At 36.3% G+C, this 13,857-nt stretch carries 18 protein-coding genes; 6 read left to right on the forward strand and 12 right to left on the reverse strand.

The genetic code is table 11. The annotated features are described in order from the left end of the window. Positions 1–447: 447 nt before the first annotated feature. The 5 genes from IGI78_RS15460 to IGI78_RS15480 form a co-directional block, all read right to left on the reverse strand. Positions 448–660 (reverse strand): hypothetical protein, encoded by a 213-nt coding sequence (locus IGI78_RS15460; protein ID WP_086291513.1) that lies wholly within the window; start codon positions 658–660, stop codon positions 448–450. A 10-nt stretch (positions 661–670) separates the two neighbouring features. Further along, the gene (locus IGI78_RS15465) at positions 671–1,318 is read right to left on the reverse strand and encodes a hypothetical protein (protein ID WP_086291512.1); all 648 of its coding nucleotides are present in this window, start codon (positions 1,316–1,318) and stop codon (positions 671–673) included. 170 nt (positions 1,319–1,488) lie between these two features. Then, positions 1,489–1,683, reverse strand: coding sequence for a hypothetical protein (locus IGI78_RS15470; protein ID WP_086291511.1), 195 nt, complete (start codon positions 1,681–1,683; stop codon positions 1,489–1,491). A gap of 23 nt (positions 1,684–1,706) precedes the next feature. Beyond that, positions 1,707–2,219: a helix-turn-helix domain-containing protein gene (locus tag IGI78_RS15475; protein ID WP_195266446.1), complete on the reverse strand. Its 513-nt coding sequence runs from the start codon at positions 2,217–2,219 to the stop codon at positions 1,707–1,709. Between the two features lie 19 nt (positions 2,220–2,238). Further along, positions 2,239–2,691: a DUF5626 family protein gene (locus IGI78_RS15480; RefSeq protein ID WP_086291509.1), complete on the reverse strand. Its 453-nt coding sequence runs from the start codon at positions 2,689–2,691 to the stop codon at positions 2,239–2,241. 191 nt (positions 2,692–2,882) lie between these two features. Here IGI78_RS15480 and IGI78_RS15485 point away from each other — a divergent pair, with 191 nt between their 5' ends. The 3 genes from IGI78_RS15485 to IGI78_RS15495 all read left to right on the forward strand — a co-directional run bounded on the left by IGI78_RS15485 (position 2,883) and on the right by IGI78_RS15495 (position 4,985). Next, positions 2,883–3,833, forward strand: coding sequence for a hypothetical protein (locus IGI78_RS15485; RefSeq protein WP_086291508.1), 951 nt, complete (start codon positions 2,883–2,885; stop codon positions 3,831–3,833). A gap of 239 nt (positions 3,834–4,072) precedes the next feature. Continuing rightward, the gene (locus IGI78_RS15490; RefSeq protein WP_195266290.1) at positions 4,073–4,546 is read left to right on the forward strand and encodes a hypothetical protein; all 474 of its coding nucleotides are present in this window, start codon (positions 4,073–4,075) and stop codon (positions 4,544–4,546) included. A gap of 13 nt (positions 4,547–4,559) precedes the next feature. Next, on the forward strand, positions 4,560–4,985 hold the full coding sequence (locus IGI78_RS15495; protein ID WP_195266292.1) for a hypothetical protein: 426 nt from the start codon (positions 4,560–4,562) through the stop codon (positions 4,983–4,985). 164 nt (positions 4,986–5,149) lie between these two features. Here the strand turns inward: IGI78_RS15495 and IGI78_RS15500 are convergent, their stop codons facing one another. Further along, positions 5,150–5,743, reverse strand: coding sequence for a hypothetical protein (locus IGI78_RS15500; RefSeq protein ID WP_229045655.1), 594 nt, complete (start codon positions 5,741–5,743; stop codon positions 5,150–5,152). Positions 5,744–5,796: 53 nt separating this feature from the next. After that, positions 5,797–6,453: a hypothetical protein gene (locus IGI78_RS15505; protein ID WP_229045656.1), complete on the reverse strand. Its 657-nt coding sequence runs from the start codon at positions 6,451–6,453 to the stop codon at positions 5,797–5,799. A 165-nt stretch (positions 6,454–6,618) separates the two neighbouring features. Between IGI78_RS15505 and IGI78_RS15510 the strand changes: the two genes are divergently transcribed. Then, positions 6,619–7,194 (forward strand): hypothetical protein, encoded by a 576-nt coding sequence (locus tag IGI78_RS15510; RefSeq protein ID WP_195266294.1) that lies wholly within the window; start codon positions 6,619–6,621, stop codon positions 7,192–7,194. A 237-nt stretch (positions 7,195–7,431) separates the two neighbouring features. Here the strand turns inward: IGI78_RS15510 and IGI78_RS15515 are convergent, their stop codons facing one another. The 5 genes from IGI78_RS15515 to IGI78_RS15535 all read right to left on the reverse strand — a co-directional run bounded on the left by IGI78_RS15515 (position 7,432) and on the right by IGI78_RS15535 (position 10,768). Then, on the reverse strand, positions 7,432–8,058 hold the full coding sequence (locus IGI78_RS15515) for a helix-turn-helix domain-containing protein (protein ID WP_195266296.1): 627 nt from the start codon (positions 8,056–8,058) through the stop codon (positions 7,432–7,434). Between the two features lie 82 nt (positions 8,059–8,140). Continuing rightward, on the reverse strand, positions 8,141–8,554 hold the full coding sequence (locus IGI78_RS15520; RefSeq protein WP_195266298.1) for a hypothetical protein: 414 nt from the start codon (positions 8,552–8,554) through the stop codon (positions 8,141–8,143). Between the two features lie 469 nt (positions 8,555–9,023). Beyond that, complete coding sequence (locus tag IGI78_RS15525) at positions 9,024–9,263, reverse strand: hypothetical protein (RefSeq protein WP_195266300.1); 240 nt, start codon at positions 9,261–9,263, stop codon at positions 9,024–9,026. A 161-nt stretch (positions 9,264–9,424) separates the two neighbouring features. Continuing rightward, complete coding sequence (locus tag IGI78_RS15530; RefSeq protein WP_086338795.1) at positions 9,425–9,628, reverse strand: hypothetical protein; 204 nt, start codon at positions 9,626–9,628, stop codon at positions 9,425–9,427. 243 nt (positions 9,629–9,871) lie between these two features. After that, positions 9,872–10,768 carry a LysR family transcriptional regulator gene (locus IGI78_RS15535; RefSeq protein WP_081119342.1) on the reverse strand — a complete coding sequence of 299 codons (897 nt, stop codon included), beginning with the start codon at positions 10,766–10,768 and terminating at the stop codon, positions 9,872–9,874. A 116-nt stretch (positions 10,769–10,884) separates the two neighbouring features. Here IGI78_RS15535 and IGI78_RS15540 point away from each other — a divergent pair, with 116 nt between their 5' ends. Together IGI78_RS15540 and IGI78_RS15545 are read left to right on the forward strand one after the other, a co-directional pair. Further along, the gene (locus IGI78_RS15540) at positions 10,885–12,546 is read left to right on the forward strand and encodes a malolactic enzyme (protein WP_288362584.1); all 1,662 of its coding nucleotides are present in this window, start codon (positions 10,885–10,887) and stop codon (positions 12,544–12,546) included. Between the two features lie 13 nt (positions 12,547–12,559). Beyond that, entirely contained in the window at positions 12,560–13,840 is a 1,281-nt protein-coding gene (locus tag IGI78_RS15545; RefSeq protein WP_005230514.1) for a 2-hydroxycarboxylate transporter family protein, read from the forward strand. The last annotated feature ends 17 nt before the right edge of the window (positions 13,841–13,857 follow it).

Consider the following 13,857-nt stretch of genomic DNA (forward strand, 5'->3'; position numbering starts at 1 on the left):
GACGAATCGTTTAATCTCAAACTTCATGCACGTATTCCTATAAAAATAGTGCCTATTTCCAACTTGTTTTTCTTCAACACCTATTAAACACCTCCTTACTCACAATTGCTAACAGAATACTCGATAGATTTGAATGAGTCTAGAAGATTTTTTATGTTTTTATCGCTTTTCTCTGAAACTTCGTGGATATTCTTCCGGTAACGAACTGTTCTAAAATTCATCGTCTCCTATTTTCAGCTGAACATAGATTTTGTTACGAGTTTCTGTGCACTATATAGAATACTTTTCATAGAAATTTGTTCAAAGAAAAGAATGTCCAGAAAACAGTCATTTTCTGAACACTCCAATTTTAATGGTAACCACAGTTTTATAATTTTTCTTAATTTTGAATTCCATATCGAGATTATGTTAATTTGGGGAAGAATTAACACGCGCACTAATTTATTATCATTTCTTAATCGTTTTATAAATACCATATGCACAATATAAAATAAACAAGACGGGGATAGCGATTAATGGCGTTTTTAGTAATAAATAAGGATCTAAAACACCATTGACTGTACCTTGTTTAACCAAAAGATAGTTGCAGTAACTGATCAATTGTAATTGAAAAAATAGAATGAATCCGATAAATAAACTATAAATGTATTGTTTCTCCATCTTTTTCTCCTTAGAGGTTTTTAAATGAGTAATCCCAATGACCAAAGGTTTTTACAGTAGCGGTTTTAGTTGTCTTTGTTTTGACCCCACTTATATATTCACGCTGTACTACTTTTGTAGATTTGTACACTGGTCTAAAAATTATTTGTTGTCTTTTACCTGCGGGGATGTTTATAGAATAAGATACTCCGTAAGTCTTTGATTGCCCAATTGTAATTCCCAACGATGCTCCGATTTTATCGGCACCAATTGGATAACTACCTGAAATAGAAGACGAAACAGATCTACTAGAAGTATTTGAGTTAGTGGCTGACAATGTTGCTTTTCCCTTTCCAGACGGTCCATTTCTCCATGCGCCATAGGATGTACCAGCTGATGTTTTCGATTCAATTCTCCACATTCTATATTGAGCTACCCTAGTATTTACTTGTATACCTTTCGAGTACAAGTTCGTATCATTATCAAGATTAATTTCAGGAATGTTTAAGTACTCTGCTCCTTCGTCCGAAAAAATTGGTGCATTTTCGTCAGGAAGAATAAGTTCGTTAGTTTCTTCCATTGTTTCTGCTTTAGCATAAGTTACTGCACCACCAAAAGCTGTAAATACAGTGGATGCAATTATTGCTGTTAACATAGTTGTTACGATAGATTTATTCATTTTGATCCCTCTTTCATTTTTTATATACTAAGTATCCTTGAAATATGAAAAAAATGTAAGGAACAAAAAGTTTACATCATCGGCTTACTACTAAAGGTAAACGAAAAGGTTATTTTTAGTAGTTACTATTACACCTTCAGAATTAAAATTGTCTTCACCATAGAATGGGACTACTCATTTAATAGTTTATCTCTTTCTTGAACTAATTCTTTTTCTTTATCAATCAGTGTAAGAAATGTTTTATCAGAATACAGTTCTTCCTGAGTATTACCCCTAAATAGAAGAAATTCTTCCGCATAGTTTAATTTTTGCTGATTGACGCTTCTTCTTTCGTTACAAACAGTAAGTAAATTTCGTTTTTTCATTCTTACTCCTACTGATTTTGACGTTATTCAATCTGTTCGATCGAAACTGATCCCCAACCCATATAATTTGCTAAGTGTCCGTATCCAGCATATAAATTTAACGCCAGTGCTAAAATGCTGATAAGCCAAATTAATTTGTAGTATGAATTACAGCGCTTATTTCTGACAAATACGAACATACACACAATAATGCCTACTGGAAATATGAACGATGCTAACGCTGAAAGACCGATTAAAACCAGACTTTCATCTTTTCCCAAGGTATTTCTTAAAAGTCTGAGCTTCTGTTTCTTACTAGCAATATCTTCATTATTATGTTCAATTTTTTTCTTCAATTTTTCATTCTCATCGAGTAGCTCTCCAATAGAAACTTCATAAAGTTGGCTCAATAGAATTAAGTTATCGTAGTCAGGATAGCCTCGGTCATTTTCCCACTTTGAAATAGATTGTCTTGAAACATTAAGCTTTTCAGCTACAAACACTTGTGAGAATCCTTTGTTTTCTCGATGTGACTTAAGTTTTTCCCCGAGTTCCATCATTAAATACACCTACTTATTATTTTACAACCAGTTTACCATTTGAAATAGTCGTCGTCACGCTCGCATTAGAAGTCATTGTTCCAATCTTGTGTTTGAAATTACAGATAGCTCTTGATGAATTGCTACTCAAAGAACTTGAAGTAATACTTCCTTGATAAGTGGTCATATTTAAATTAGTTGCAGATGTGAATTGTTTGTTCGAGTTAACAGTCACATTGTACGACACTAACCAATTACCCGTGCTTTTTTTTGAGACTTTGTATGTCCCTTTACCTACCCTAGTACCGGATGAAATATTTTCAATCATTAGTTCAATGGTTTCTCCCGAGTCATCTATATACGATGACTCGCTTCTAATAGTTGTTGAATCAAGGTCAAATACTAATTCCTCATTTTCGTGCGCAAGTCCCGTGGCTGGAAAAAAAAGAATACCTACCCCTAATATAAATAACGCAAATATTTTGTTCATTTCGTTCTCCTATTCTAAATTTTTCTCTTAGTATACATTGTAATAATGGCATTTATAAGTATCGTTCTATTTACACTACGTAAACTTCAGGTTTACATCCCTTCGTAAACCTGAAATGTAAATAGATTAGTCCTTTAAAGTAAATAGATATGTGGCATTATGAAAATGTAAATGGAAAAGGAGTGTGAATGATGGAAAAGAGAATATTTAAAAATAAAAAAACGTCATTATTGTTTACCATACTTTCAATAGTTGCATTATCCATACTTATTTTTTTAGTTTTGCCCGGCCTCTTATTAACTAATCCTAAGTCCGAAGAAACTCAAACTATTGTTTTCGAAAACACCATAAGTTATGGATTACGTGATAGTAATGGTCAGATAGTTGATGTAGGTACACAAATAAACCAAAGCGGCTCATCTTCATTTTCAGGGGATCTTGAAATTATCCAAGATATGGAGGGACAATACCTTTATTACTTAAACATTTTAAAGGACTTGCATGAAATTCCCTATGAAGTTAATGGTAAAGAAGTTACTTCGGCAAACATGTTTTCATTGACCAATAAACAGAAAATAAATATAGACCTTTCAATAGATAATATTTCTGAGGGAAACGAACTAATGGTTTTACTTTTTAAATATCCGAAATCGAACGACTCGATGACCTTGGAAAGAAGTTTAGAATACTCGGTTATGGGACTAAGATTCAATTTGACTAATAACAGTACCTATCCTCAGTCCATTAAATTTCTTAATGATAATGATACGAACGATTACAATGCCAGAATTTCAATGGTAAATGTTCAATCTTCAAATGAAGCGATCCTCGAACTTGAAAAAAGATCTAATGACAGTGTGGAGCTTCTTTTGGGACAAACTAGTCATGAGAACAGCAGACACTCTATCCTTTCCTTTGTAAATGGCTCTCTCATAGAAAAAAACGAACTGCCTCCAAACACCGTGTATGAAATCTCTGATAATAAATTGTATAGGATTCCGATTAAAATTCCCTTCACAAAAAAAGAAAACAGTATTTTTCAATTAGTTGATGTTCTGTCGCCATATCAAATGAACGATGGGATATATTCTATTACTGAGATTGATTTCTCAAATCCTATCCTCATAAAAAATAGTAAGTAGGTGGAAAAATATGAAAAAAACAGCAAATCTTGTAAATAACTTAATTTTCGCATATTTCATATATTGTATATACGTCATAATCTCGCCAATAGTTGTGCCATTTATTTTCCAGTTATTGTTAGCAAAAGAGGTTCCTTTGGATACAGTAAATCACAGTTTCTCTTTCGTGAAAGCAGTATTATTTATTGTTTTCATCTTGAAAGGTAACTTTGAGAATAAAAAGAAAGAAGGTCATCATAATGAAAAAAGTACTATATAAAATGGGGGTACTGAGCCTCTTACCACTCACGACACTACCAGGTTTTGCATACGCCTCTGAAGAAGGTGAAAATATTCAAGAAGAACCAATTCTAGAAGAAGTAGTCGTCTCGAATAGTGATTCCAGCTCCATGGCTGGTGGAGTTTCACGGTCTTCCATCAAATGTACTACGACTGCTACAATCCATTACACACTCGCTCCAATAAGTGCAGCGTCCTCTGCAACTGGAGAAGCTGCTAAAATGATGGACAGTATCTTTGTACGATCACGACTTTACAATTCAAACGGTGTACTGAAAAATGATAAGTCCTCTACTAAAACAAAAACAGCCTATAATTCTGTTAAAACAAATCATGCCCCAGTAAGTGTGTCAAAAAACTATACCTATGCAAATTCAACATTTAAGAAATCAGGTTATTCAACGGTCACTCATGAAGTTAGAGCGAATCAGTAAAGGAGAATCAATAATGAAAAGAAAAATTATACTTTTTACATTCTTGCTAAGCATCTTAGGATTCAGTGTCTCCACTACAGCCCTTGCAAGCGAACAAGGAAATCTACTTGAAGTTGTTGACTCAAACGAAGCAACAATGTCGAACGCACGCACACGCTCTTCTATTTCAGTAAAAGGAAATCTATCAAAATCTAATCTAGTTTTTGTGGCTACTTCAACTGCTAGTCAAAAACAAGATTCTATCTGGTCGAAATGTGAGTCTTATACATCTGGAAAAAAACTCATAAACAGCGATCAGAATACAGTAAAAAATAGCAAATATGGAAGCGCACAAGCAACGTTTGGTATACTGCACACTAGCCCTAAATCTTTAGGGTATCATCAGTTTAAAAAATCAGGCTACAACACTGTAACACTAACAACAAAATATAATTGGTAAAATGAAAATGGGGGCGTGACATAAGTTAATTAGATACGCCTTCCAAAAAATAAGGACCAAAACTCAAATTTTTATATGTATATTTTGGACACCCAAATTCCCTCGCCAATAAAGTGAATCTGGCGAGGGATATTTATTATTATAATCAAATATTTTTCAAGCAATTACAGGTTTAGTGCTGCTTCCAAGAATAATCTTCCCATACCACTAATACTGGTATAAGCAGACATGTATGCACGTCCATTTCCAGCTGTATTTTGGGAAGCATATCCCCATCCAGTATTATAAGAGAAGGTATTGCTAGTAGGATATTTCCATGCAGTCTGTTGAACATTTGGTCCTCTATAAGTTACATAACGATCGGAGACGATAATTGATGAGGTAGAAGCTTTGCTCCAGGATCTATGACATTTTTCAACCTTGATAGTATTACCAGAAATCCAATAGGTCAACGTTATACTCGATTTCGCAACACCATTATTAGCTGAACCAGTATTAGTAGATAATGGGGAAATATTAGTATTATCAGGAGTAAAGTAATAGTCGACTTCTATAGTAGTCTCATACTTCTTTTCTTCTAATGCAGGAACCATTGAAAATTTACTTAAATAAGTTAATTCCTTATGTTCGATAACTTTTGTTTGCGTACTTCCTTCTCCGACAACACCTTCAGCGGAAGTAATCTTTGCCTCAACTGTAGAAATAGTTGCTAGAGAATCGGCTTTAGCCTGTAAAGTATTTCCAAACAATATCGTCAATGAGACAAATCCGATAACAGTGATAAGTATTTTTTCATTTGAGTTCTCCTTTTTTATAATCTGGAGGCTGTTGCAGAAACTCTATAGCTAGCCATTCCAGACATTGTTACTGTTCCTGATACCGTAGTTTTTGCAGTAGCTGCTCCACCATAATTGTAAACATATCCCCATCCAGTATTATACGTGGTTAATGAATTAGAAGTAGACGTTCTTTCTAAGGCATTGGTAAAACCCTGTTGAACTTTTAAGTTTCTGCTTGAAACACTTGCGAAGGAACTGGTCAATGTAAATTTGGAAGAAGCGCTAGTTACTTTAATGTTGTATCCAGATTTTGTATAAGTAATTCTTGCAAGTACTTTCACAGCTTCGGTTGAATTTGTTTCATCATCATTACTAGCAAATGGTTTGATCATATTGCTGTCAGTTTCATCTTCAGGAGTAAACTCAATCTCAAACTCAGAAACGTAGCTCTTTTCTTCGCTAACATTGCCATCGGTTATCATACTTGATCTTAAAGAAGGTACTTCATACGTTAACTCAACATTTTCATTTACGTATTCCCCAGTATCAATATTTTGAACTGAAAAATTAATTTCGTCAGTTCTCTCAATTTGACTAGCTGCACCTTTATCTGACAACAAAAATACGCTACCAACAAAACGGAAAACGCAAGAACGATTTGTTTCATGATTACCTCCAAATATATCCATCAAACCAATTTGATTGTAATCAAAAAATATCTTTTCACTTCAAATACATTTAAAAGTTTTTATTCGATTTTAAAAACACAAAATTTATTTGTTTGCATATTTGAAATTTTACCCTATATAATAGAATAAATAAGATTTATATTATAAAACAAGGAGGGATTTATAATGAAAAAAATCTGTTTAAGTATTTCAGCATTACTAGTACTTGTGGCTATAGGGGGATGTACTTCCAGAAATAACAATAACGGAACGAGTAGTTCCAGTATCGAAGTAAGTGCTACAAGTGATTCTGCTACTAATCCTACGGGAGATAGCATCGATAGTATGAGAACTGATGGCGATAACTCAAGGTTTAAAGTAGAACAAAAAGCGGGGCAATCCATTCATATCATGTCTACTAATCTAAAGACTGAAGAAGCGACAGAAATAGTTAATTCGGAATTTGTAAGTAACTCCCAAAGCAGAGAATTAGAATTGATTTTTACCACTCAAAACAATAAATTTGAAGTCTCATTGTCGGCTTCAGGTAGTGAAGAATTATCTGATACCAATACTTTTACGGCTGATCAAAAATATGTTGCATTCATCCCCTATAGTTCTGAAGAAAAAAATAAGTTAGGTGTTTTCGTAATGAGTAATGATCAGAAGATTATTACTGATATAAAAAATGATTTGGATAATATAACTAACTATATTGAAAGTGATTCAGATTTTTACGAACAATCGATAGAGGTAAAATAGATTAGTATCTCCCATCCTAGCATAGTTTATTATATCAGGTGTTAAATTTATAATATTAAGTTGATCAAAATAAAGAGTGCCCAGATAATAACTCTGGACACTCTTTATTTTGTGGGTAAAACAACCTTTGGGTTTACAATACACTCTATTAAATAAGGGGAAGATTTTCATAGGTTGACATTACCTGGATACTCTCACGTGCACTATATGTTCGTTAAGTAATACTCAACGAGAGAATTAGTTAGTTACAGTTCCTGTTTCTAAATTGATGGTATAATTCGTGTTTTTAATTTTGATAGTTTCCTTATCAGATAGAAAATCATTAGGAATTTCTAGATTCACTCTCTTCTTTGGATTAAAAATAGCTTGTAGCTGTATCCTTTTCGAGACTTCAATAATCCCCTTTCCATCCTCTAGATCCGGATAATATTCCCAGACTTCAGGTTGTTCAAATACATTGAGATTCAATTGAACCTCAACATTAGTGTGATCCTTTGATTTAGTAACAGTAACAGAATCTACATCGTCTTTACCAATATCCATTGAGGGAGAAAAATAGTTTAAAACAAATATAGAAATTAATAAGGTTAAACAAAGTGTCGCTATTTTCCATCCTTTGTATTTTTTTGACATATTAACCTTTTGTGCGAAATCTTTTACCATTACAGAATCACCTCGTAAAATTTCATCTAAGGAAAATTCAAAAAAAATGCTAAGTTCTACAAGAGTATCTATATTAGGGTATGATAATTCATTTTCCCAGCGAGAAACAGTTTGACGTGTAACATTAAACTGCTTCGCAATATCTTCTTGTGTTAAATTTAAATCAGTTCTCTTTTGGCGTAACATTTTTCCGATTTCCATAAATAAAGTTTATCCTCCAAGGGTTCGTTTGTTTAGCAATTGCCATTTAACAATTGATTTTGTAAAACATAAATTGCTCTAATTATTTTATTGTACCTGTAAACGAGTAAGAATTGTTTATCAAGTTACCATTATAAAATTGAGCATACCAAGTTGTACTAGATTTAATTCCATTCCAGATTACTGTCCGGCTTTTCCCTGCTTTGACAGAAAAAGAAATATACGTTGTACTACTATTTTTACACTTTATATCTATAACATTTTTTCCTGTATTACTAATCGATACGGTATAAGAAGTTTTTCCTTTAAATGTATACGAAGAATACACGTATCCCCCTCGATCACTACTTCCACTAAGGGAATATTTACCTTTGGAAGCTATGTTCCAATTGCTACTTGGCACATTAGCTCCTCTAGTCAACCCAGGGATAGTTATGCCAATATTTTCAATTGGGTGATCGCTTAAATCGGCATCCGTTTCAACATCACTAATCATTTCAATTCCCTCAGAAACCCAAATCTCTGATTCTTCAGCTGAAGCTGCTACACCCCATTAATAAAGATAGAACAGCTGCAATCCCTAAAATAATTTTCTTCACAATGATCATCTCCGATTTTTTCTGATTACTATATCAGTCAAGTAGGATTATACATTGTGTTCGACAAAACAGGCACGCAATTATCATGTTACATCCCTGAAAACATGCTATTCTACCGTATTCGTCTTTCTATTTGTTGCCCCCCATCTTTTCATGAGAGGGACCCACTCTTCTAAAGATTCGATTTTTCCACCAGCCTCTTCGATCTATCTTTTTTGCTTTTGCACAATATGGTTATCTATTTTAGTAATCCCTTGAAAATAAAAGGTCAGTATTTTGGTAATCTTTTTGATTTATAGGCTGATCGATTTCATCATAAATTTTACCCTAACTTAATACCGACTGAATAACTGAACTTAGATTTTGTTACGTGTTTCTGAACACAATAATTAAGACTAATGAATAAAACTGTAGTCTACGATAAATCACTTTCTTGATCAACTGGTAACCAGCTTCATCAACACCAGAAAATACTTCTAACGGAGAATTATTGTACCTCTTACCATCTTCGAATCCATAGAAATCTTGATTGGTAAACAAGTGATACGCCAAAGCGACCAATCGTTGTTCCCCACCACTTAGGAGGACAAAAAAATAGACGTGCAAAGCAAGTCTATAGCGTCAATGATTGATATCTTACCGAAATCTTGCTATAATTACTATGTAAAGAGGAGTTGCGTCAACAACTCCCCTACAGCACCGCTTAAGACGGTGGCCAGATTTAATTACTTTTTAAAAAATAATCGTCGCCTGGCTAAAGAGGACGGTTATTTTTTTGCACTCTTTTTTCGTTTCTTCTTGCTTTTACGCTTAGAAGAACGAGTGTTTATAATCGTATCTGCTAGTTTCACACATGCTTCGATTAAACCAATAAAGGCTAATAAAACAGGCGCTATTGCTAACAAAATGCCGATTATATCTACACCTTGCAAAAGACTGCTCCTTTCTTCAGATTTCGATAGTACATTCATAATGCACCACCTCACTTTCAAAAAAAGCGCCACCGTCACAAACTCTACTGTATCCTTATTATACCAAAACCCACGCTAAAAACCGATATTTATCAAGGTTTTTAGCGTTTATTCATGCGATAAAAAGGGCTAAAATAAAGGAACCATTCACTCGTTTTATCCACTTTGAAAGATTTTTCTTACCTCAAGAACACATACCTACACCATTTTTTCTCTGACCTTACCTCAAAAAATACCCATTCTTCACCCTTCATCCTCCCAAGACAGCTCATCCAAGATCCTAATCAACTTCTGAACTTCTTGATTCAACATCGCACTCTTTAAGTAAGCATATTGAATATAAAAGATCTCCTTATCTTCAGGGATCAGCGGTATTTTCACTAAGCCTTCCATTTCTTGAAACACGGGAAATTCCGTCATCAAGGTAATGCCGATATTGGAACTGACCAGCTGGCCAATCGTCTGGACGTCTGAAAAATAAAAGGGGACTTCGGGTTTCTTCTTTGATTTCTCACTTAAATTCTGAAAGGCGCGCATGTGGGTATAGCCTTTTTCCAATAGGATAAAGGGATATTCGGCAGCTTCTTCAAATGAGATTTCCTTTTTCTTAGCTAATGGATTTTCTTTTGACACAAAAATAAAAAACTCTTGCTGATGCAATAATTTCACCTGCAGATTCGGGTGGACGAGGGGATTGACACTGCCCAGCAAGCTAAAATCGATTTTTCCTGATAATAGTTTTGAAAGCAATTCATTGGATCCCCCAGATACCAAGTGAAATTTCGAAATAAAGCGGATGATCTCTTTTTCATCTAAGAGTTTCGAAAAAACTTTGGAACGAATGATCGGCGGCAAACCGATGTGGGTCCGGTTGTTTTTAGCATGGTCGATGGCTCGGTCCAAGGTCACAAATTCGTCTAAGATATACTGTGCATGAGCTTTCAAAATTTCCCCTTCCGTGGTCAATGAGATGGAGCGATGCGAGGCTTCTCGCACGATCAAATCACAACCATAATGCTCTTCCAAGCGTTTGACAGCGTAGCTGACGGTTGGTTGACTGACCGCAAATTTATGCGCCACTTGGGTAAAAGAAAGCATATCTGCCAAAGCGTTAAAGTATTCTAAATCTCGTATGTTCATCGTCTGATTTCTCCCTTAGCCGATTCAAGCTCGCATCGGCTTTGTTATAAATAATTTTTATTATACCACCGATAGTTGACTATAATTCTGTCCGAGGATTAAAGTAGCTAATGGAAATGAACGAGTACTCAAAATATATCCATTGGAGGAACATAATGAAAGCACATGACATTTTAAACAACCCATTTTTAAACAAAGGAACCGCGTTTACACAAGAAGAACGAAAAGAACTAGGATTGATCGGTTTATTGCCCCCACACGTGCAAACGATCGAAGAACAAGCAGAACAAGCCTATTTGCAATATGTCACCAAAGAATCAGACATTGAAAAACGTCACTTTTTAATGGAGATCTTTAATACCAATCGGACATTGTTCTACTATTTGTTCAACCAACATATCGTTGAATTCAATCCGATCGTCTACGATCCAACGATTGCTGATACCATTGAAAATTATAGCCGCCTATTCGTTGATCCTCAATATGCAGCATATTTAGATATCAACCATCCAGAAAACATCGAAGAAACGTTGAAAAACGCCGCTGGCGATCGGGACATTCGCTTGATCGTAGCCACTGACGCTGAAGGAATTCTTGGGATTGGTGACTGGGGTGTCCAAGGTGTTGATATTTCTGTCGGTAAATTGATGATTTATACAGCAGCTGCTGGGATCGACCCTGCTTCTGTTTTACCAATCGTGATCGATGCCGGTACCAACCGCAAAGAATTGTTAGAGGATCATTTGTATCTAGGCAATCGTCAAGAACGTGTCTACGGTGACGCTTACTACCAATTCATCGATCAATTTGTTCAAACGGCAGAATCATTGTTCCCTAAACTTTACTTGCATTGGGAAGACTTTGGCCGTTCAAATGCTGCAACGATTTTGGACAAATACAAACAAACAATTCCAACTTTTAACGATGACATCCAAGGAACGGGAATCGTTGTACTGGGTGGTATCTTCGGCGCATTAGATATTACAGGTGAAAAATTAACGGATCAAGTCTACTTATGTTATGGCGGTGGTTCCGCTGGTGCTGGGATTGCCAGTCGAGTCCATGCGGAAATGGTCAGCGAAGGTCTTTCAGAAGAAGAAGCCTACAATCATTTCTTTATGGTTGACAAACAAGGGCTTTTGTTCGATGATATGTCCGATTTGACTCCTGCACAAAAACCATTTGCCAAAAAACGGGCTGACTTTGCCAATGCTGGCGATATGACGCAATTGATCAATGTCATTAAAGTCGCAAAACCAACGATTTTGGTCGGTACTTCAACCAATGCGGGTGCCTTTACCAAAGAAGTGGTGGAAGCGATGTGTGAAAACACTGCTCGTCCAGTGATTTTCCCTATCTCTAATCCAACCAAAAAATTAGAAGCAACGGCTGAACAAGTAATCGAATGGTCTGATGGAAAAGCCTTTGTGGCAACCGGTGTCCCTTCAGGAACGATCCAATACAAAGGAGTCGACTACCAAATCGGTCAAGCAAACAACGCCTTGATCTATCCTGGTCTAGGGTTAGGTATGTTGGCTTCAGAAGCCTCTCTCTTGACCGACGAAATGATTGGTGCCGCTGCTCACTCATTAAGTGGTTTGGTTGATTTGAGCCAACCCGGTGCACCTGTTCTCCCACCATTTGAATACGTTGCGGACGTTTCTATCAAAGTGGCTGAAGCAGTTGCCAATAAAGCCCAAGAACAAGGACTAGCCCAAGCGCAAGAAACCGATATGGCAAAAGCTGTCCAAAATCTTAAATGGTATCCAACATACTAGGAAGGTCTGAAAAATGAATAAATTAAAAACGATGACGATTTCGGGAATTAGTCTTCCCTTGTATCTCTTTTTCATGGTTGTCATATTCAGTGCGATTGCCTTAGACAAGTTGCCATTAAATATGGTTGGGATCACCATTTTACTGGTTGCCTTAGGACACCTGCTGTATTTCATTGGGGAAAAACTCCCAATCATGAATTCTTATCTTGGCGGTGGGTCAGTTTTTACCCTGCTTGGTGCCACCCTTTTAGCCTCCTTCCATCTCGTTCCCACGAAAGTCATTGACGCGGTCAGTGACTTCATGGGGGGCGGTTTTGGTTTTCTTGATTTCTATATTGCCGCTTTGATTTGCGGCTCGATTTTAGGTATGAACCGCAATTTGTTGGTGAAAGCTTCTACGAAATTCATTCCTGTTGCTTTGATCACCATGGTAGTAGGCTTTTTCTCCGTCGGCCTTGTCGGTATGCTGCTAGGCAATGGCTTTGCTGATTCGGTGATGTACGTATCTCTACCAATGATGTCTGGCGGGATGGGTGCGGGAATCACCCCACTTTCACAAATTTATGCCGATGGCTTGGCAAACGGCAATCAAGCCGCCATCTTTTCTCAATTAGCGCCAGCAGTTACTTTCGGGAATATTCTTGCCATTATTGGTGCTTTATTTATCGCTAAGGCCTTTGCTAAAACCAAATACAATGGCCATGGCACCCTGATCAATGCCACGAAAGAAGAATTAGAAAAACCAAAAATAACACTTGATGCCCAACAAATCGGGGTCGGGATGCTGTTTTCCTTCTCACTGTTGGTCGTTGGTGCGATTTTAAGCGACTTTTTCCCTAAAATTCACGAGTATGCCTTTATGATCGTGATTGTCTTTATTCTAAAAGCCTTGAACATTGTCCCTAAGAAACTCGAAGATTCTGTGGTGATGTTCAACAATGTTGTGATGACGAATTTGACCCATGCGGTCTTGGCGGGGATTGGTTTGGCATTGATCGATCTGTCAACATTGGCCTCTGCCTTTACTTGGCAATTTGTCGTGCTTTGCCTAACCAGTGTCGTATCTATGGGGGCTGCCAGCTGGTTCTTCGGGATGGTATTGGGGATGTATCCCGTTGAAACCGCAATTGGCGCCGGTATGATCAACAACTCGATGGGGGGAACAGGTAATATCGCTGTATTGTCTGCCTCTGATAGAATGGAAATGATTGCTTTTGCCCAAATGGCCAACCGTTTATGCGGTGCGATTGTGCTAATTTTAGGCGGGATTTTGATCCGTTTCTTCTATTCTTGATCTAAAACAAAAAAAAA

This window comes from Enterococcus sp. DIV1767 (assembly GCF_050542585.1).
GTDB classification, from domain to species: Bacteria; Bacillota; Bacilli; order Lactobacillales; family Enterococcaceae; genus Enterococcus_D; species Enterococcus_D innesii.